The organism is Spirochaetae bacterium HGW-Spirochaetae-1 (genome assembly GCA_002839375.1).
Lineage (GTDB): Bacteria > Spirochaetota > UBA4802 > UBA4802 > UBA5550 > PGXY01.
The window spans coordinates 300,113-319,933 of the sequence record PGXY01000005.1 but is presented as its reverse complement, the minus strand read 5'-3'; the positions used below and the strand labels follow the sequence as shown (position 1 = coordinate 319,933).

General features: G+C 49.0%; 17 protein-coding genes. 8 read left to right on the top strand and 9 right to left on the bottom strand.

Going from position 1 to position 19,821, the window contains the following annotated elements; genetic code table 11:
• Window positions 1-10 precede the first annotated feature (10 nt).
• From CVV44_11780 to CVV44_11770, 3 genes are all read right to left on the bottom strand, one after another.
• On the bottom strand, window positions 11-1,561 hold the full coding sequence (locus tag CVV44_11780) for a hypothetical protein (protein ID PKL38554.1): 1,551 nt from the start codon (window positions 1,559-1,561) through the stop codon (window positions 11-13).
• A gap of 172 nt (window positions 1,562-1,733) precedes the next feature.
• Window positions 1,734-2,636, bottom strand: a complete 903-nt coding sequence (locus CVV44_11775; GenBank protein PKL38553.1) for a hypothetical protein — start codon at window positions 2,634-2,636, stop codon at window positions 1,734-1,736.
• Entirely contained in the window at window positions 2,633-3,073 is a 441-nt protein-coding gene (locus CVV44_11770; protein PKL38552.1) for a hypothetical protein, read from the bottom strand. Before CVV44_11770 ends, CVV44_11775 begins: the two co-directional genes overlap by 4 nt.
• A 219-nt stretch (window positions 3,074-3,292) precedes the next feature.
• Here CVV44_11770 and CVV44_11765 point away from each other — a divergent pair, with 219 nt between their 5' ends.
• The 5 genes from CVV44_11765 to CVV44_11745 all read left to right on the top strand — a co-directional run bounded on the left by CVV44_11765 (window position 3,293) and on the right by CVV44_11745 (window position 8,578).
• Window positions 3,293-4,666 (top strand): peptidase S41, encoded by a 1,374-nt coding sequence (locus CVV44_11765; GenBank protein ID PKL38551.1) that lies wholly within the window; start codon window positions 3,293-3,295, stop codon window positions 4,664-4,666.
• Window positions 4,667-4,671: 5 nt separating this feature from the next.
• Window positions 4,672-5,667 carry a tRNA (adenosine(37)-N6)-threonylcarbamoyltransferase complex transferase subunit TsaD gene (tsaD, locus tag CVV44_11760; protein PKL38550.1) on the top strand — a complete coding sequence of 332 codons (996 nt, stop codon included), beginning with the start codon at window positions 4,672-4,674 and terminating at the stop codon, window positions 5,665-5,667.
• Between the two features lie 56 nt (window positions 5,668-5,723).
• Complete coding sequence (locus tag CVV44_11755; protein ID PKL38549.1) at window positions 5,724-6,485, top strand: hypothetical protein; 762 nt, start codon at window positions 5,724-5,726, stop codon at window positions 6,483-6,485.
• 76 nt (window positions 6,486-6,561) lie between these two features.
• A complete protein-coding gene (locus CVV44_11750) occupies window positions 6,562-7,527 on the top strand; it encodes a hypothetical protein (GenBank protein ID PKL38548.1) in 966 nt (321 codons plus the stop codon).
• A complete protein-coding gene (locus CVV44_11745; protein ID PKL38547.1) occupies window positions 7,454-8,578 on the top strand; it encodes a phospholipase in 1,125 nt (374 codons plus the stop codon). The genes CVV44_11750 and CVV44_11745 overlap by 74 nt, the downstream gene beginning before the upstream one ends.
• A gap of 7 nt (window positions 8,579-8,585) precedes the next feature.
• Here the strand turns inward: CVV44_11745 and CVV44_11740 are convergent, their stop codons facing one another.
• Window positions 8,586-12,224 (bottom strand): hypothetical protein, encoded by a 3,639-nt coding sequence (locus CVV44_11740; protein ID PKL38546.1) that lies wholly within the window; start codon window positions 12,222-12,224, stop codon window positions 8,586-8,588.
• 97 nt (window positions 12,225-12,321) lie between these two features.
• Between CVV44_11740 and CVV44_11735 the strand changes: the two genes are divergently transcribed.
• Complete coding sequence (locus CVV44_11735) at window positions 12,322-13,032, top strand: hypothetical protein (protein ID PKL38545.1); 711 nt, start codon at window positions 12,322-12,324, stop codon at window positions 13,030-13,032.
• A 173-nt stretch (window positions 13,033-13,205) separates the two neighbouring features.
• Window positions 13,206-14,099, top strand: a complete 894-nt coding sequence (locus CVV44_11730; protein PKL38544.1) for a hypothetical protein — start codon at window positions 13,206-13,208, stop codon at window positions 14,097-14,099.
• A 29-nt stretch (window positions 14,100-14,128) separates the two neighbouring features.
• Here the strand turns inward: CVV44_11730 and CVV44_11725 are convergent, their stop codons facing one another.
• From CVV44_11725 to CVV44_11705, 5 genes are all read right to left on the bottom strand, one after another.
• The gene (locus CVV44_11725) at window positions 14,129-14,626 is read right to left on the bottom strand and encodes an RNA-binding protein (GenBank protein PKL38543.1); all 498 of its coding nucleotides are present in this window, start codon (window positions 14,624-14,626) and stop codon (window positions 14,129-14,131) included.
• Entirely contained in the window at window positions 14,614-15,705 is a 1,092-nt protein-coding gene (locus CVV44_11720; protein PKL38616.1) for an aromatic amino acid aminotransferase, read from the bottom strand. Before CVV44_11720 ends, CVV44_11725 begins: the two co-directional genes overlap by 13 nt.
• 104 nt (window positions 15,706-15,809) lie before the next feature.
• Window positions 15,810-16,277 carry a hypothetical protein gene (locus CVV44_11715; GenBank protein ID PKL38542.1) on the bottom strand — a complete coding sequence of 156 codons (468 nt, stop codon included), beginning with the start codon at window positions 16,275-16,277 and terminating at the stop codon, window positions 15,810-15,812.
• A gap of 2 nt (window positions 16,278-16,279) precedes the next feature.
• Entirely contained in the window at window positions 16,280-17,935 is a 1,656-nt protein-coding gene (locus tag CVV44_11710; protein ID PKL38541.1) for an L-aspartate oxidase, read from the bottom strand.
• Between the two features lie 64 nt (window positions 17,936-17,999).
• Window positions 18,000-18,794: a DNAase gene (locus CVV44_11705; protein ID PKL38540.1), complete on the bottom strand. Its 795-nt coding sequence runs from the start codon at window positions 18,792-18,794 to the stop codon at window positions 18,000-18,002.
• 328 nt (window positions 18,795-19,122) lie between these two features.
• On the opposite strand from CVV44_11705, the gene CVV44_11700 reads away from it, so the two are divergent.
• Window positions 19,123-19,779, top strand: a complete 657-nt coding sequence (locus CVV44_11700; protein PKL38539.1) for a YfcE family phosphodiesterase — start codon at window positions 19,123-19,125, stop codon at window positions 19,777-19,779.
• The last annotated feature ends 42 nt before the right edge of the window (window positions 19,780-19,821 follow it).

Here is a 19,821-nt window from a genome sequence, read left to right as displayed (position 1 = left end):
TGCCCTGTATCTACTGGGTCATCATGATATTCTTTTTAAGCTCACCGCTTACCATTTCCACCTGGTCCGAGGTGTTCACCAGCTTCTGGGAGTGAGCCGCGATCTCCTGCGTGGCGGCGTTTATCACTGAAAGGGTTTTCACAATCTCATCGATGCCGATTTTCTGTTCTTCCACGGCGGACCTAACCGATTCGGAAAGATTGATGACCGAATCGGTGTTCTTCATGATTTCATCGTTGAGATTTTTGTCTTCCTGCGACAGGGCAACAATTCTGTCGATGGAGGTGCCGAGTTCGATAATGTACTGGATCATGGCATCCAGGACTTTGACGAAGGACTGCAGGGCGTCAAATGATTTCGTCAGTTCCTGGGAGCTGCCCGTTATCATGCCGCTGATGACCTTGACGTTTCTTCCCGTTGTGTCGGCCAGCTTTCCCACTTCGCTGGCAACAACGGCGAATCCCTGGCCGGCTTCGCCGGCACGCGCTGCTTCAATGGCTGCGTTCAGGGAAAGCAGGTTTATCTGGTCCGAGATTTCATTGATGATGGATACAACGCCTTTGACCTCGTCGAACTGCCTGATTGTCCGGTCCAGCAACCCGATGACATCACCAACATTGTTTCTGGTAGTCTCCGCTTCCCTGTTGAGCCTGTCTCTGATGGCAATAATCGCCCGTGCTTCCTCCGTTTCCCTGACAACGGTTTTATAGACCTCTTCGATTTTTGCCGTGGCCTGGCGGAGTTCGCTGTTCTGTGAGAGGACCAGTTCGTATATGTTGTCCGTCACGGCGGAAATCTCCTCCATGCTGGCCGTTATTTCTTCCGTGGATGAGGCCTGGGTCTGGGATGATTCGGTGAAGCTGTGCGACGATGAGATCATGTCTCCTACGGAGCCCGTGAGGCGTGAGCAGACCTCCTGGCACACACCGACGATCCGCTGGATGTCATCGGTCTTTTCCTTCTGCTCCTCGCACAGCCGGTCGCTTCGCTGCAGAGCCCTGTTGTGGAGAATATGAATGAGAACGGATACACCGGCTATAAAAAAGAAGGTGACTGTGTTGTCGGCGATATAATCCTTCCGTGTGTTTTCCGGGAGTGAAGCGATCGCCGGAGACAGGGCAATGAAAGTATAAAACAGCAGGATATTAATGCTGCCGTGAATGAGAATCCCTTTCCTTTCGACGATAAGGGGCATGAGGGCCATGACGCCGAAGATCAGGGATATGGTGTCTATCCGGTTTATTACATCGGGATTGGAATCAAAGAAAAGAACGGCCCAGATCATGCCGGGAAGGAGTACCAGGACTGTATGGGCTGAAATAGTATAAAAACCTTTCTTGATGAGAATGAGCGTACCCATGATGACGGTTGTGCCCACGGTCATGGCGGAGAGGAGGACCGGGTCGGTGTTTCCGGCCAGGAGCACATTGCCGAAAAGCATGGCCAGGGCTGCTATGAAGATGAATCCGCAGAGCGAAAAAAGCATGGCGGCTTTCTGTCGGAGCGAAAAATCATCGGTGGAATAGGCGGCAAGGAAATAAGCATAGATGCGGTTTATCATATTTATCACTCCAACTGGCAGATGAAAAAAATTTACAGATTCAGTATAGTAACACGTCACTTACACTATCGGCAATATCAATTCTTTGAATAAATCAAATATCAGGGCGATGCTATATGGTGAGGATCGTTGCACCCTGCATTATTAAAGGCGCAGACAAAAGAGTTTATGTTTATCGCAATGAACCGTGTTTGCGGGCCCATCGCAGGCCCAGGTAGCCATAGAGGTTATACAGCCCCAGGCCATGGGGAAGTAATTTTTCCACCAGGGGGGTCAGGTAGCATATGCGGATAAGACTGTAATAAAGGGAATGAAAGTCTTCTGCCCTGAAATGGATGGTGTCGTCTTTGCAGGTGAAATTCCATCGGCGGGCGAGTTTTTCAGCCGCTGCACTGCCGTCGCGCATGGTCATCTCAACTTCAAAGGGACCTTTCATTACGTAGGGTTCCGACGATATGTTTCGCAATGAATGGACCGCTGCTTCGGCAAGGCCCTTTCTCCAGGATTCAACATCCGGCGAAACGGAACCGGCCGATTTGTCGATCTCGTAAGTTTCAAGCCGGGGGATGGCTTCCCGGGCATACCGGCATGCTACGGGGCACCCTGAAAAAAAGACGGGCCGGATGCCGTGAGGGGACAGTGATGCGGCGAAGACCTGTGCTTCTGAAAGCAGGCTTCCATTTACCAGAAGCCGCGCGATCCGGGAGGTCATGGTGTGGGCCAGGAAGCCGTCTGACCCGGATGGGGCATGCATGCCGATCATCACAACGACTTCGGCGTTGCCGGGATCGCCGATGCCGGGCACAGGACCGTTACGGTATCCCGATACAAGGCGGACCCGTTCATCGAGCAATTCAGGGAATATATTGTATCCCGTACGGTGAAAGTCTTTCACCATGACGCTTTCCGCTCCGGCGGCCAGGAGGGCGCCGGTTACGGCTTTCACATCCAGGGTCATGTCTCGGCAGGCGCGTGCCCAGCTCATGGTCCTGAAGGACGAGGCTTCGTAGTCACGGCAACCCGAGGATCCTTCGATGTCGGCTATGACCAGGATATGCCTGCAGGGAAGGCTCATACACAGGCACTCAGGGTGTGAAGTTTTTCGAGAAAGACGGCGGGCAGGGGAAGCGCTTTTCTTTCGGTAACAGAGAAAGCGATTATGCCGGTCTCCACCAGGGCGACCAGGGCTCCCCGGCAGGTTATGCGATGAAATATCCTGAAGCTTTTTCCGCTTATTTCACCGATGGAGCTGTTGATAATAAGTTTATCGCCCCAGAAAACTTCGGACCGGTAGTTGACGGCCAGATCACCTATAACAATGCCGGTACAACCGTCGCCCAGGTCTCTTTCATGAACATTGAATGTTTCGAACATGAGGGCCCTGGCCTCGTGAATGTAATTGATAAGTTCGGTGTGACCCAGGTGTCCTCCCATGTTGATATCAGAGGCCCGTACGTCCATCTCATGGGTAAATTCATAACAGGATTGTTCATCAAGTCGGATTCGCGGCATTGCATTACTCCAAATAGATAGTATAAGAGAATTTGAATGATTTGAACTCAGACGTTCTGAGTCAAGAAAAATACCGATGTATTCGGAAGATTGACAATTATTTCATTGACAATCATCAGTCCATGATGTGTAAAATTCATTTTACACATCAATGCCCGCGGAGCCGAAAACGTGTAATTGAGGTATACTGCCTCCGCATTGTAATGACAGGAGATCATCATGTTAAAAAAAATTAAAGAGCGAAATATTCACTTCCTGACCCTGGCATTTCTTGTCGGGTTGTTCATTGGAATAAATGTTTCTTTTCTCGCGTCGGCGGAAGAACCGGCTCATCGGTATCTGGATTACTTTCATCGGGTTTACCAGATATTGAGAACCGAATATGTAGAGGATGTGGATAACAAGGAGCTTTTTTTCGGCGCCATACGGGGCATGATAGGCGCCCTTGGTGATCCCTTTTCCCGCTTTCTTGACGAGAAGGGATATGAAGAACTGAAGGAAATGACAACGGGAAAATTTGTTGGTGTGGGCATCGAAATAACGGTCAGGGACAATGAAATCGTGGTGATTTCACCCATTGATGATTCTCCCGCCATGCGTTCTGGTATCAAGGCCGGTGATGTTATCAAAAAAGTTGACAGCACGCCCATCAAGGGCAAAAAGCTTTCCGAAATTGTGAAGATGATAAAAGGGCTTCCCAGGACAAAGGTGCAGCTTTCCATCGAGAGGGAAGGATTTGATGAACTTCTGGATATTGATATTGAGCGCGCCCCGATTAAAATACAGAGCGTTGAATATGCGATGATTGAAAATACTTCCATCGGATATATTAAGATAAAAAATTTCGGATCTGAAACGTCGCAGGATGTCACCGATGCCCTTAAAAACCTTGAAGCTAAAAAGGCTGAAAAACTGATCATCGATTTGCGCTACAATCCAGGAGGGCTGCTCACCGCGGCTGTGAGCATTTCCGATCTTTTCCTCGAAAAAGGGAAAGTTGTTGTTTCCACCCGGGGCAGAAAGGGCAGTGAAAATGAACGGATTTTCAAGTCGGAAAATAATCCTGTTTCAGTCGAAGATATAGTGGTGCTTGTCAACAAGGGGAGCGCTTCAGCATCGGAAATTTTTGCCGGGGCCATGCGCGACAATAAGAGAGGAAAGCTTGTGGGTGAGAAGACCTTCGGCAAAGGATCGGTCCAGAAATCATATAACCTGGACGACAATATCGGCGTGGCCATAACCATCGCAAAATATTACACTCCCTCGGGAGAATTGATACACAACAAGGGCATCAATCCTGACTTTGAGGTGAAATCCGAGGAACTGGACAAGGATGACAAGAAGGGCATTAACCAGGTAACGAAACTCAAGCTTATGGAAAAATTTATTCCGGTAAAGATGGAATACAATGCCGAAACGAAAAAGCAGTTTGAACTTTTTCTGAAGAAGCATGATGTGGTCCTGTCGGAGAAAACGGCCCACCTCATGCTGAAGAACAAGATTTATGAGTTAAAAAAACGACCGCTCTACGACCTGGAATTCGACAATCAGCTCGTCAGGGCCATGGAAGTAATAACCGGAAAGGTACAGTAACAAATATGCACGGTGACGTCATAGGGCTGGGACTTGAGAGTTCCTGCGATGAAACGGCGGCGGCCATTGTAATAAACGGGAGCCGGGTTCTGGCCAATCATATATTCAGTCAGATCGACCTCCATAAAGAATATTTCGGCGTTGTGCCCGAAATCGCTTCCCGCTCGCACCTTGAGGTGATCAATGGTCTCATAGAAAGCGCACTGGATGACGCAGGTATCTCCTTTAATGATCTGTCCTATGTGGCGGCGACCAGCAGGCCGGGGCTTGTCGGCTCTCTGCTCATCGGCCTGCAGTCGGCCAAGGCTATTGCCTTTGCCATGAAAATTCCCCTCATCGCGGTGAATCACCTGGAGGCCCATCTCTATGCTCCCTTTCTTGAAGGGAATGGACTCACCTTCCCCTACATAGGACTGCTGATTTCCGGGGGAAACACAGCCCTGTATCGGGTCACGGGGATCGGAGCTATGGAGATTATCGGAAAAACCGTTGATGACGCCGTGGGTGAGGCCTTTGACAAGGTGGCCAAGCATCTCGGACTGGAATATCCGGGAGGTCCGGTCATAGAAAAGCTTGCGGTAAAGGCGGTACGGCGCGAGGTTCTTTTTCCTAAGATTCTCACCGATCCCGGCGATATGCGTTTTTCCTACAGCGGGATTAAGACCGCCGTGGTCAATTATATCAGGGAAAATCCGGGAGCGGAAAAGGCCGAGATAGTCTATAGTTTTCAGGAAAGGGCTCTGGAGGTTCTGGTCCGCCGGGTCTTTGCTGCGGCCCGGAAATACAGGATTAATGATATCGTTGTGGCCGGGGGCGTGGCGGCAAATGGCAGGCTCAGGCAGCTCCTGGACGAGGGAAAAAAGGGCAGGGAGAAAATAATCATCGCCTCACCGAAACTCTGTACCGATAATGCTGCCATGGTTGCCGGTCTTGCGTTTCACTATTTCAGCCGCGGGGAACACAATGACCTTACGGTTGACGTGAACGCGCGAGCCTGGTGATTATTTTCTTGATTTAAACAAGATGTTGAATATATTAATACAAGCGTGATCCAATTATGCCCATTCTAAAAGAAGAAACATATTTTAACCTGATCGATCAGATTATTCATCTTGAAGAGGAGTCCGATCTGGCGGGAAACGCCACGGAACTTTTCAGGCATTTGCTGATCAATTATTTTTTCAAGCGTGATGCCTCTGACAGCAAAAATTTCCTGCTCTTTCTGGAAAATCTAGACATGCCCGGCGTTTTCGAAAATGCTGATTCACTCCTTAAGGTGGATATTGAAAACCTGCGGAGCGCCATTGAAGGCGGGACAGTGAATGATTCGCTTGCCGGATTGATCATGCTGTCAAAGGAATATCTCAAGGCCTTTTATTCCAATCACCCCCCCGTGTTCGGCAAACTTCCCCACGATGTGAAGACCGACCTCGTGGCGAAAATCAAGAATAAAAATCAGACAATAGTAAGCGCATTCGAAAAAATAAACGAGGATATGCGGGCTGATAAAAAGCGAAAAATTCTGAATCTCATCGCCCTGGTAATCAAAAACATTCATTTCCGCACCGGGCGGCCCATCAACAAGCTTACGGGAACGGCTGAAGAAATCATCCGCTCCCTTTATTCCAACGCCGATGAAATATTCAACGGTTCCCAGAAGCAGATGACACTACTCAAAGATGATGTGGTGTTGAAACAGCTCATCAAAGCCTTTTTTACTATCCGTCAATTCAGCGAGATAACGGACCTGTCAAATCAATATAAAAAGGAACTGGAACGATACAGAAAGAGGGCTATCTTCGCCGCAGAAAACAGCTGAAACCGTTTTGGTCATGAAGTTTTATCAGACGCAGCAAGTCTGTTTTCAGCAGAGCTATTTTTCAGGAACTACTAACATGGATTTTATCGAGGAAAAGACGCCGGGCGGCTACATCATCAAGATAATGTTCAAGAAATGGCAATTCATTGCCTTTGACAACAGGGGGAAATCCGTCTATGTGAATCCGGAAAGCACCAGCCCCGTGTGTGAAATTCCTCTCATTTTTTTCGTCGGAAAAAAATTCTATATAAATGAGGATTATACCCGGGATTACCACATACTGAAAATCCGTAAAGGGACCATGATCCTGCCGTACACCGATCTTAATGAGCGCAGCATTAAATATATTTTCATCGAAAAAAATTTCACCATCGATGCCATTCCCGTCCGTATAAAGATTATACGGGATATAGCTACGATGATACGCGAAATAGATATAAAGATGAAACCTGATTATGTCATAGTGGATGAATCTATAACGGAAAATGATATTATCATCATACGGAGCCGTTACAAGGCGGAAAACATCATCCACATAGTGAAGGAAAAACCCGGCCCTGATGAACAGGAAGAGCCTGAAGCAGAAAAGGATGTAAATATTAACATGATGTCTACCAACCCGGTTTTTCTTGCCAGGATACATCTGCGGGCCATGGATCTTTCAAAGGTCAATCAGCTGCTCCTGGATTTTGATCTTACTGCCCTGGATGCGGAATATATCGTCAATTTTATAGACTCCTATATCGAGGAACCCGATGATTCACAGGGAAACCGGAACCGCGCCATGCTCATAGAGCTTCGGAATGCCTTTGAATTCTACCTTCACCTTCTGCAGAGAAATGACCAGGAGATCAGGACAATGATCGAATCACAGGTCAATCTAAAAAAACTTGCTCCCTTCAGAACCCTGGTCAGCAAAGTCAAATCGATTTACCCGAACCGGGAGGAACAGCTTCTGTATACCGAGTATGAGAATATCATCATGGATAAAAGGCAGGAACTACAGGAAAAGGGCTCGGTGCAGGAAAAGAAAAAGGTTTGATTACGGACCTGCCCATAATAAACCCGGTGATACAGCTATGATGAAGCGTTTTTTTACCATATGTTTTGTCCTCTCCCTGTTTTTATCCCTCTCATCCGCTGAAACACGGAGCTGGTGGTCCGTTTATTTTACCACACCGGGAAGAACCGCAGTAGGTCGGCTCAATCCCGAGGAGGCCCTGGTTCGTCTGATAGCGGAGGCCCGGAGTTCCTTTTGCGGAGCCTTTTACGATATCGATTCGGAAAAGATATCCCGGGCGTTGATCGATGCCGCACGCAGGGGAGTGGATGTACGCCTGGTAACAGAAAGAGACAACGCAGATACGAAAGAGGTGGCGCGTCTGCGGAAGAACGGCATCCACCCCGTTACGGATAACCGCAGGGGGTTCATGCATAACAAGTTCGCCGTGATTGACGGAAATACCGTCTGGACCGGCTCGTACAATATAACGGACAACGGATCCCGGAAGAATAACAACAATGCCATCTGCATCGCATCATCGGAGCTTGCCGATATTTTTCTGAAGGAATTCAGTGAAATGCATGATTCGGGAATTTTCGGCAACCGCAAGGAATTTATGGCCTTCCCCTTTTTCCAGAAAAAATACTATGTAAAGATCGATGACTCTCATATTAATGCCTACTTCTCACCTGAGGATGATATTGAACGAATCATTATAAAAAGAATAGAGAAGGCAGAAGCGAGCATTCATTTCATGGCCTTTTCCTTCACCAGTGAAGGCATTGGCGAGGCCATGATTAAAAAATTTAAAGAGGGTGTTCCCGTTTACGGGCTGTTTGAAAAGAGAGATACACGCTCAAAGTATTCAGAGTATACCAAGATGAAACTCGAGGGCCTGCCCGTAAAAACCGACCGAAACAGGTATGCCATGCATCACAAGGTCATTGTAATTGACGGCTGCCGGGTTATAACCGGCTCCTATAATTTCTCGCGGAACGCCAGCAGGCGGAATGACGAGAATGTTGTCATGATCGATAACCGGAAGATCGCGGACAGCTATCTGAAGGAATTCTATCTGCTCTATCGATGAGGCCTAGTCATGGTTTTTTTTCCAGAACTATCCGCTCCATCTCTTTTCGGTCAATGAATCGGGTGAAGTTGCGGAATGCCTCATACTCCTCTTGCCCGATGCTGCGGGTTTTGACGCATATCCTGGCCTGAATAACGATTTTTTTATCTGACAGGGAATACCGGTAGGTTGCCGTGAACTTTTCGTGATTGAAGGATTCGGATTCCGGCAGATAATTAACCGAGTAGTCGGGCGGCAGGACATAGGTCAGGTTCTCCAGCGTTTCCCATTTATCGGAGAAGACAAGGGGGTGCTGCCTCGTTTTTATCATTGCATAGTTGCTGTAATAGGACGAGGCAACCAGGAAGGGCCTGAAGATGATTTCATCGTTTTCAATATGCATCAGGGACGGGATTGCCACCTTATACCGGTAGAGAACCGGTTCATCACGGTCCATCCCCTGTATGTCCAGTGAGGAGACACGGGCGCCCGGAAAGTGGTCATTCCAGTATTCATTCAGCGATTTAAGTTTTTCATCCCTGTTTTTAAGGGACTGCCGTGCCGAGGAAGCCGAAGCCCCCTTCTTTTCCAGTTCCCGTTCAAGCATGACGCTCCCGTCGCTATTTATGGTAACGGAATTGGTTACCGTATCGATAGTATTTTCATAGATACTGCTCCCCGTATCGATGAAACGGTATCCCGTATCAAATATGACAAGGCCTGAGACATGCCGGTCGTCCGACGGGAGTTCACGGTAGCCCGTGTTGTCGACCGTTCCATCCAGAAAGAATCCGCCCTCAATATCTACATAGCAGAGCGCATGGTTAAATTCACCGAGAAAAGGAACGTCCAGATTTGCCGTACCCCGGTCCCTGGTCCGGACCAACGCGATATGAGCGGGGACTCCCGCTTGCCTGAGCATGGCGGCAAGGAGCAGGGATACGTCCTTGCAGTCTCCCATTCGGGAGTGATAGGTCTGATCCGTGGAACGCGGTTGTATCCCGCCAAGGCCCAGTTCAAACCCCACATACCGTATCTCATCGGTCACATGGTTAAAAATTTTACGCGTCTTTTCCACCGGAGAGTCTTCCGGCCTGATTATTTTTTTTAAAGCATTTTTCATTTCATCGCTGACAATGGATTTATTTTTCAGGAGGGACCGGTAGAATTCCGTGAGCGTGTTCCAGGAAGGCTGTGATGTGAAATAAAGAACGGGAAGGATCTGTGATTCGTTAGGCATGGCCGTTTCCCTTTTATAGGGCGCGATATCTGAAAGGGTCGTGTGAAATATTATATGGCTTCCCTGTCTGTGGGTGAGTATCTTTGTACGGTCAATCGATCCGGTGTGGAGGTAAATGTCTTTATCCCCGGGGTGGCTGAGGGTGACATTCATCTGAAGAATCCGGTACTGACTCCCGATGGTTATTTTTTCACCAAAATAATTTTTGTATTCCCTGCCGCCCCTGTTTTTGATTGTATAGCTGAAGTCGATAACGCTCCCCCGGCGCAGATTGGTTACGGGCAGAATGATAGCTTCCAGGTTGTAATAGAGCCTGCTCTCAGGGTCCGACAGGGATTTGCCGTATCGCTCCGACATCTCAATGCTGTTGGGACCGTTCGTGACCGTACATTTTACCTGCCCGACAGCTTCCGTTTCCGGTTCATAGATGATATACTGATTCCTGAAAGAATCAATGGCCTCGTCATTGAGTATTTTGATGATACGGCGTTCATTCTTTTCAAAAGAACCATCGTGCTGAACACGGATCATGGTTTCACTGAGGAGGTACACGGCCTTTTCGTCGGCGTAATGCAGAGAGCGGTTTTCCAGTTCATTGATGTCTCCGGTCCATCGGTAGGGGAGGAGATGGTCCTCCTCGCCGGCGAGCAGGGCGATATACTGCTTCAGGGCGTGATTGTCGGGGTCATGGGCGGCCGAGAGGCGGAGATAATAAAGCGCGGTGTTCCTTTTGTTCATGGCATGATAGACAAGGCCTAGCTGGTGAAGGATGTTCTTGTTATAGGGAGAACGTTTCAGCGCCGCAGTAAGATAGGGAAGGGCGGCCTGGTCTCCCTGGGTTGTTTTAACGGCCTTTGAAAGAATGATAAACATATCCATATCATTGGGGTGCAAGGCCGTCCAGGCCGATGCCGTCCTGACTATTGCAAGCATATCGGACATCCCGTTGTAAGCACCTATGAGCAGGCGCTGATAGGTGCGGTTGCCGCGATCGAGGGATAGTAATATTTCCAGGCTGGCAGCGGCATCACGATAATTATCCTGATCCATATAAATCCGTGCCCTGTATAAGTGAGACTGCGATGAGTATGCCGTATTCTGAATCAGATCGGCCGTTTTCAGGGCATCACGGTGCCATTTTTTTTCAAGAAAGAAATCCGTTTTTAACGCCATGACGGAATACATGGACCTGCCATGGCGTTCCAGTTCTTCTATAAGGGGCCATGCTTCGTAAAAAAAATGATGCCGTATCTTCATGGCGGTTATTTCGCTCAGGGCCTCCAGGTTGTCTCCGTCGCCGGACCGTGCAATTCGCAGGTATTTTTCTTTTTCATCGGGCACTGATTCGGCCATGCCCCGATAGTATGAAGCAGCCTGGTATAAGAGGCTTCCCGCCGATATGCGTGATGCATATTCAGCCGTAACTGAAACCCCGTCGGGATTCAGACCCGTCAGGTAATAAAGATAGGCGGCAGTGAACAGCGATCTCTTGTCGTCTTTGTTCAGGGCTTCACGCAGCGCCGGGAAATAGGTCCATCTCCGGCTGGATGCGTCACCGGGATCTGTTTCCTGCGGGTTGTCGGATCTTTTTCTTAGCCGGCATGAAACAACTATGCCGTCGCGAGAATCACCTGTTTTAATTATCAGTCGGTGGCTTCCCTCGCGAAGAAAAACCGTTATGACGTACTGGTCCCGGGAGAATCCATGTTTTTCCCGGCTGGAATAGATGGTCATGCCGTCTATCTTAATATCACAGAAACCGGATTTTCCCAGCACTATATCGTACAGACCTGTTTTTGTGATGTTCACTTCCCGGCGGAGATAGAAATAACTGTCCCCTGAGTCGGGACACAATTCACCGATGTTGATGGCGCCGGAAAGATCGGGCACTGCTCCGAACCATGAAATAAGATCCGTTTTGCCCTTTATCTCCATGGAGGGAACATATGATTTTTCATCAATATAATCTTTGTCAAATTCGTCACTGTTTCGCGCCGGGAAGGGGCCCAGGAGGTTAAAGTCCAGGTATCCCAGGCTGTCCCGTATTCGCCGTGCTTCCCGGATATTCCCCTTCCTGAGAAGAATATCCTGTCTGCACAGGAGAAGCCGCTCCTGCAGGAAAAGAGTATTCCCCATAAGAGGATTTTCAGAAATCCTGTCAAGTATGGACATCACCGTATCAAACTGTTCGGGATACTTCGCCAGTTCCATTATTCTGAACAGGTTCAGTTCAAGAATATCGGCATTTTTTTCCTGCACGGACCAGTCACCCAGTATATCAAGGGCTCCGTTGTAATCGCAGCGGGCCTTATGCAGGAGATACGCCTCCTCCCTTGTCTCCGCTGTCTGAGTCCATGCAAACTGTCCCGGCATTGCTGTTGCGGCAAGGATAGCCAGGGAAAGAATGAAGGGGAAAGCTTTTACCATCAATAATTCCTTTATAAAAATCGGTCTTTTCTTTGCATATTACCAGTGTCGTCTTCGTTAATTATATATAGGGGGAAAAATTACAATCAATAAAATAATGATGGAGAAGACTAAAATAGTGCAGATAAAAATAAAAAAAGCGAAATATCATGATAATTTTGTAATGCCGGTGCAGCGCTGTATCGCCGGTGAGGATGTGAAAAATCTTTCCGACATGGATATTCTTGCCGTAATCATCGGAAACGGGAACGCAGGAGCCGATGTCTTTGAGGTTTCATCGGCCGTTCTCAAGTCACTGGGAGGTCTTACGGGTATTTCCAGGGCAGGGATCCGTGAGCTGGCTCGGGAGTGCGGAATCGGTCTCCGGAAGGCAATAAGGATTCACTGCGCTTTTGAGCTGGGGAAAAGGGCTATCCTGGAGAATGCATCCATGACTCATGTTTCATCGCCCGAGGCCGTGTGGAAACTGCTTCTCCCCGAAGTGGCGGGGCTCCTGAAGGAGGAATTCCGGGTGCTCATACTGAATAATAAGAACCGCGTGTTGCGGAAGACGGTCGTATCCATAGGGACGATTTCCGAGGCTATTGTTCATCCACGGGAGGTTTTCCGTGATGCCATCAGGGAGGGCGGATCAGCGGTGATTATCTGTCACAACCATCCCTCGGGTGTAACGGCCCCATCGAAGGAGGATATAGCGGCGACGGAGAGGATTGCCGAGGCAGGGAAAATAATAGGGATACCGCTCCTGGACCACGTGATTCTCACTAATACATCATTTCTGAGCCTGAAGGAAGAGGGGTACATCTAAAAAAGTTTCCTTGTAAATACAATCTCCACGTGCTCCGCACCTCAGTGGTGTCATCCTTCATAATGAGCTGTGGAAAAAACAATAAATTCCTTGCAATAATTCACCCGGTTATATAGTATAACGTGGATTTTGCTGAAGAGGCGCGAGCCGGCAATCAATTACGGTGGAGTATTATGAGCAACAAATGGGGCATATTTGTACTGATGGCGGGTCTCCTGCTGGAATGTTCCGGGACAACCGGTAAGTTTACCTACACAGGCGACATACATTCGGGGAAATGGATGAGGGACCTCAAGGTTCCATACACGTATGGCGGAAAAGACTATACCGGATCACTGCAGATTTATTTTCCCCGCGCATACAAAAAGGGGGAAAGGCTCCGGACTCTCATCGTTCTGCATGGCTACAAGGGAGCAATGAGAGATTGGGAAACGAATACTGCCATTGAGAAGCTGGCCGATGAATATAATTTTATACTTGTCTGTCCCAACATGGGAGCGACCCTGTATGAGTCGGCTTTTTATCCTGAAACGAAGGTGAAATGGGGCGCCATGCCCGGCGGGGAATATGTGTCGGAGGTCCTTGTCAATTTTCTGCGCAATACTTTTGCTCTTGCCACGAATAAAAAGCTAACGGGCATAATGGGAAACAGTACCGGGGCGCGGGGGGCACTCCTCATGGCCTCGAAGCATCCCGATATATTCGGCGCCGCTGCAGGTTTTTCCGGTGATTACGACCCTCTTTCCATGACCAGGGACAGACTTACGGCTTCGGTCTATGGAGATTACAAAGAATTCAAGGATCGCTGGGAGAATGATGACAATATCATGAAGCTTGCCGTTAACCTGGAAGATATCCCTGTTTTCCTGGCCCATGGTGCCAAGGATTATATAGTGCCCAAGGAACAATCCATGCTCCTGGCAATGAAACTGAAGCAGCTCCAGAAACAGAAAGGCAAATACTCTGTAGTGTACAAGGAAGTACACTATGGTGTTCATGACTGGCGGTTCTGGAAAAAGATACTTCCCGACGGTATGGAATTTCTGGCAAACAATCTCGGCAGGTAAAAATCCCCGCCTGCCCCTATAAAAGCCTTTTACCCATTTTTTTTCCTGAACATTTTTTCCCAGAAGGAAATCTCCTCCTGTGACAGTACGGGGTCCACTTCCTTTTCTGGAACAATGGGTCTTCCTTCTTCCTCGATGGTCTTCGTTACATGGGATGAAAACTCCTCGCTCCTGACGACTACGGCCTTAAAACGGTTAACATATGAAATAATTTCCTTGTCCGATGTCACCACCGTGGTCATGCGGGGATTTTTATCCTGTTTGATGAATTCCTTTATGAGATGATCGGCCGTATAATCGTGGGAATAATAGACTTTTATCGGGCCCAGTTTTTCCTGAAGCGTCGTGTCGCCCTGGTTCCTTTTTCCGTCAAAAACCACCCGTATCTCCACGGGTTTAATTCGGTGATATTGTTTGAGAATGTCGATGAGGCCCTTCCGGGCATCGTTGAGCCTGTTCACGTACATGAGAGATTCCAGCTCGGGAAATTTATATATGAGGTTCAGCCCGTCTATTATGATTCCCATGACCGTTCCTTTACGAATTCTTCAATACGCTGAAGCGCGGTCCTGATGTTTTCCATCGATGTGGCGTAGGAACAGCGGATGTATTTTTCTCCCGCTTTGCCGAAGGCGTTTCCCGGAACCACCGCCACTTTTTTACTGTTAAGCAGCTTCAGGGCGAATTCTTTCGAGGTAAGACCCGTGGAGGAAATATCGGGGAATACGTAAAAGGCTCCGTCGGGCATGAGACAGGGCAGGCCCGCCTCGTTGAAGCGGTTGACGATGAAATTTCTTCGCTTGATGTATTCGCCTCTCATGCGCAGTACGTCTTTTTCGCCGTGCTCCATGGCCTCAATCGCCGCGTACTGGGCAATGGAGGAGGCGCACAGGGCGATGTACTGGTGAATTTTCAGCATTATGCTTATTATGTATTCCGGTGCACATACGAATCCCAGTCGCCAGCCCGTCATGGCATGGGATTTGGAAAAACCGTTCAGGTAGATGGTACGCTCCTTCATGCCGGGAAGGGATGTTATGGATACATGGCGGGAACCGAAAGTAATGGCCGAGTATATTTCATCGGAAAGAACCAGGAGGTTGTGCTCCATGGCCAGACCGGCGATGTTCTCAAGGGTTTTTTTGTCCAGGGAAACGCCCGTGGGATTGGAAGGGTAATTCAGCAGGATGGCCTTTGTCCTGGGCGTGATGGCCTCGCGAAGCCTGTCCACGCTGATACGGAAATTCTCGTGAAAATACGTGGGTACGACAACAGGAACGCCATGAAGCATGCTGATATTGGCGCCGTAAGAAACATAACAGGGTTCAAAAATGATTATCTCGTCGCCGGGATTTATGATGCTCCTCAGGGCCAGGTCCAGGCCCTGGCTTACGCCCATGGTGATGATGGTTTCCTGATCGGGATCATAACCGGTGCCGATATTTTTTTTAATATATTCCACGACAAGTTTCCTCAGTTCCGGAAGGCCGCGGTTCGGCGTATAATGGGTATATCCGTCTTTTATGGAATAAATGCCGCTGTCCGATATGCGCCATGGAGTGTCAAAGTCGGGCTCGCCCACGCCAAGTGAGATGCAGTCAGGCATTTTATACACAATATCAAAGAACTCGCGTATGCCCGATGGCGGCACTTCCTTCCCCGTTGATGAAACCAGTTCTTCAAGGTTGATGGGCGATGATGATTTTTTTTTCACTTGCGTTCCTCTCGTATTTCATGCACTTGATAGCGCATCCTGATATGTCGGTTTTCAGCCGTATATCCATATTTATTAAAAATGGCTATCATATCAATATTATCTTCTGGCAGCTCCACGCCGGCACTGTAAATATGCCTGTGTATCATCTCATTTTTCAGGCCGTCCAGCAGTTTTTCCTCTATTCCCCTTCCATTTAGGCCGGGGGCAACGGCGAGGCAGGCAATGCCTACCGAAGGAGAGTCGTAATTATTTTCAGCTGAGGCAATGAGAAAGCCTATGAGCTTTTTTCCCTGCAGGGCTACGAAAGAAAGACTCATGTCCGTTGTCAGCAGGGAAGCGATATGTTCCACGTTCCAGAGGAATTGCCCGGCCATGCCGCCTTCACACACGAGATTCCGCAGCCCGGCAATACCGGAAAGGTCCCTGATCTCCAGCCTGCGTATGGAAATTCCCCGTAACATGCTCAGTGCCTCAGTTTTATCAGTGTCGGTTCATGATCGGAGCGGAGTACCACATTGACCTTGTCAGGCCCGGTCCCGGGATGATCTGAATTGTAATGGAGTCCGATGCTGTCTTTGCGGGTAAGTGCGCTTTTTATGATGAGCTTGGCCACGGTGGCCAGGTTTCTGAGTTCCAGCATGCGTGATGACAGGGTGCTTTTTTTATACACTTCGTGAATTTCCTCGGCCAGCATGAGTATTCTCTTGTACGCGCTCTCGAGCCTCATGTCGGAGCGGACTATTCCCACATAATCCCACATGAGATTTTTTACATTTTCCATGTTATGCTGAACGAGAATCCATTCATTCAGGTCAAAGGTGCCTTCCTTGTTCCAGGGGGGAAACTGTGGAATGGCTGTTTTTTCTTTTGTTTCCTGTATGAAACGAGAGGCGTGCTCGAAGGCGCGGATGGAATAAACGACTCCTTCCAGCAGGCTGTTGCTGGCAAGCCTGTTGGCACCGTGAACGCCCGTGCAGGCCGACTCGCCAGAAACATACAGGTACTCGATGTTTGTCTTTCCGTGCTTGTCGGAAACGATGCCGCCGCAGAGATAATGAGCGGCAGGCACAACGGGTATGGGCTCCCGGGAAATATCGATGCCCTCATCGAGGCAGCGCATGAATATCTGCGGGAAGCGGTTCTGGAGAAAGGCGCGGCTTTTGGACGTAATATCGAGGAAGACATGGGTGTCGCCCAGGTGTTTCAATTCGCGGTCAATGGCCCTGGCCACGATGTCACGGGGAGCAAGGTCCTTCAGCGGATGCACTTTTCCCATTATATGATCGCCGCGGGAATTGAGGAGGATAGCTCCCTCTCCCCGTACAGCCTCGCTGATGAGGAAAACCGGGTCCGTGGATTTTTTTTCCGTGTACAGGGACGTGGGATGAAACTGTATGAATTCCATGTCGGCCACGATGGCTCCGGCGCGGTATGCCATGGCGATTCCATCACCCGTGGCGATGTCGGGATTGGTTGTATGGGGATATATCTGGCCGACACCTCCCGATGCCAGGAGAGTCACACGGGCGCTGAAAATGTTTACCTGTCCCGTAGCGTTATCCAGTATGTAGGCGCCGTAGCAGTGAATGTTATCGCCGGGATCTGACTTCAGCTGGTGTTCCGTGAGAAGATCCACGGCTGTATGATTTTCAAAAAGGATTATATTCTTTATCTCCGATACTTTCTGTAGCAGAGCCTGCTCTATAACCTTTCCAGTCAGGTCCGCGGCATGGACGATGCGGTTGATGGAATGCCCGCCTTCCTTGCCCAGGTCGAGGACTATTTCGCCGTTAGTGTCACTGACAAAGGTGAATTCCGTCCCCCAGCTCAGAAGCTCGCGTATGGCGTTGGGTCCTTCACGGACCAGTATTTCCACAGCCTCGGTATCGCAGAGGCCGGCCCCGGCAAGAAGCGTGTCTTCAATATGACGGGCAAAGGAATCTTCCGGCGACAGCACCGAGGCAATTCCTCCCTGTGCGTAGTTGGTACTGGACTCAAAATCTTTTTTCTTGGTGACTACATGCACTGTCCCGGTCTGCGATGCCTTGATGGCGAAAGTGAGCCCGGCTATGCCGCTTCCAATGACCAGATAATCCGATGTAAATATTCCCGGTTCCATATGTCTGATTTATCCATTTATTTTATTCTGCAAGCCGGATAAGCGCATTATTCTTTCCATAGTTTTATGCAGCCTTTTCTCCGCGCAGTCTAATGAAATTGCCAAATACGGCCTTTTGTATCTCTGCAACAGGACATTTTCTCAGATCCGCGATAAACGTATAAGTATTGATTATGTATTCCGTCCTGTTCTGCCGGCCGCGAAGCGGGACCGGGGTGAGGAAGGGCGCATCGGTTTCAATAAGAAGCCTGTCGTGAGGGACAAAGGCGGCCGAGGCGTGCAGCGCCTCGGCTTTTTTATACGTGACATTACCGGCGAATGATAGATAAAACCCCAGGTCAAGAGCCTCGCGCGCCATGGCCACATCGCCGGGAAAACAGTGCATTATGCCTTGAGCCGGTTTGTGGCTGCGCAGTATATCAATGGTTTCCTTCCAGGCCTCGCGGGAATGAACAATGACGGGGAGGCCGTGTTTCTCAGCCAGCGATAGCTGAAACTCGAAGGATCGGATCTGCATCTCCCGGGGCTGCCTCATGCGGTAATAATCGAGTCCGCATTCGCCGATTCCGAAAAGCAGCTCCCTGGTTTCCGGAACATCGCAGTCCTTTACAAAGGCGGACAGTATTTTGCAATCGTCGTCATCGGCTCTTGTGGATGGATGAATCCCTGCAGTGAATAGAACGCCACTGTGCCGGTTTCTCTCGGCGAATTCCCGGGACCATTGAAGCCCTGCCGGTTCTATGGAAACCTGAACGGCGTGCATGACCCCATGGCTCTCCATATTTTTCAGCAGAGTTTCCTCGTCGATCCCCGGGTCCTCCAGTACAAGGTCAAAATGTGCGTGTGTATCTATATACATATTGTTTTTATCCCTGTGGTGAACAGTGTTACATCGCGTTGTGGAAAAGAATATTCTTCCTGTTCAGGTGGAAAATATACATAAGGGAACTTCAATAAATAATTATATGGAGGTTCCCTTGCGGGCACAATTATTTGGAAAATAAGGTTTTTCATTTTATTAATGCATAAACCAAATTTTTAGAGGTGCCCATAAAACATTTGCATATTTGACAGCCCACTGTATGATTGCAAGAAGAAAATGTCATCAATACCCCCATATTTTTTTGTTGCAATATCAATTCGGCAGGATATAGTAGAGGGGAACATCCGTACGGTGAAGGTTAACAATGAAAATTATTCTCATGAGCGATATTCACGGCAACCACGCTTTTCTGGATTCAATGGGACCTGTTCTGCAGGGAGCCGATATGATCGTCCTGGCCGGGGATATATCGCATGCAGGCGCGCGTCGGGGGGCCGAAGAAATTCTGGAAAGGATCGAAAAAGAAAACAGGAATATAATCGCCGTTCACGGCAACTGGGATGGAGAGGATATCCAGGACCTTCTGCAGGAGCGGGGATATTCCGTGCATGGAATGGGGAAACAAAGCGGTTCTACGGGTTTTTTCGGTTTGGGGGGATCAAATTCAACGCCCATGCATACGCCCTGTGAATACAGCGACGAGCAGATCCACGACATTCTTGAACAGGGATACCGTTTCGTTGATACGGCCGGCATAAAGGTCCTTGTTTCTCATACACCGCCGCGAAAAACACGGGACAGGACTTTTCTTGGTCTCCGCGGAGGCAGCCAGGTGCTCAGGGACTTCATTCTTGATCACGACATACGGCTCTGCCTGTGCGGGCATATTCATGAAGCACGGGGTACGGCGGAATTGGGAGGCTGCCTGGTGGTTAACAGTGGTGCCTTTAAAAGCGGCAGATACATGCAGATCGATCTCACGGACACGGTGAATGTCACGGAAGGCAGGGCCGTAAAATGAATATGATCGGGATCATGGGAGAATTTTTCGAGAGGACTGGTG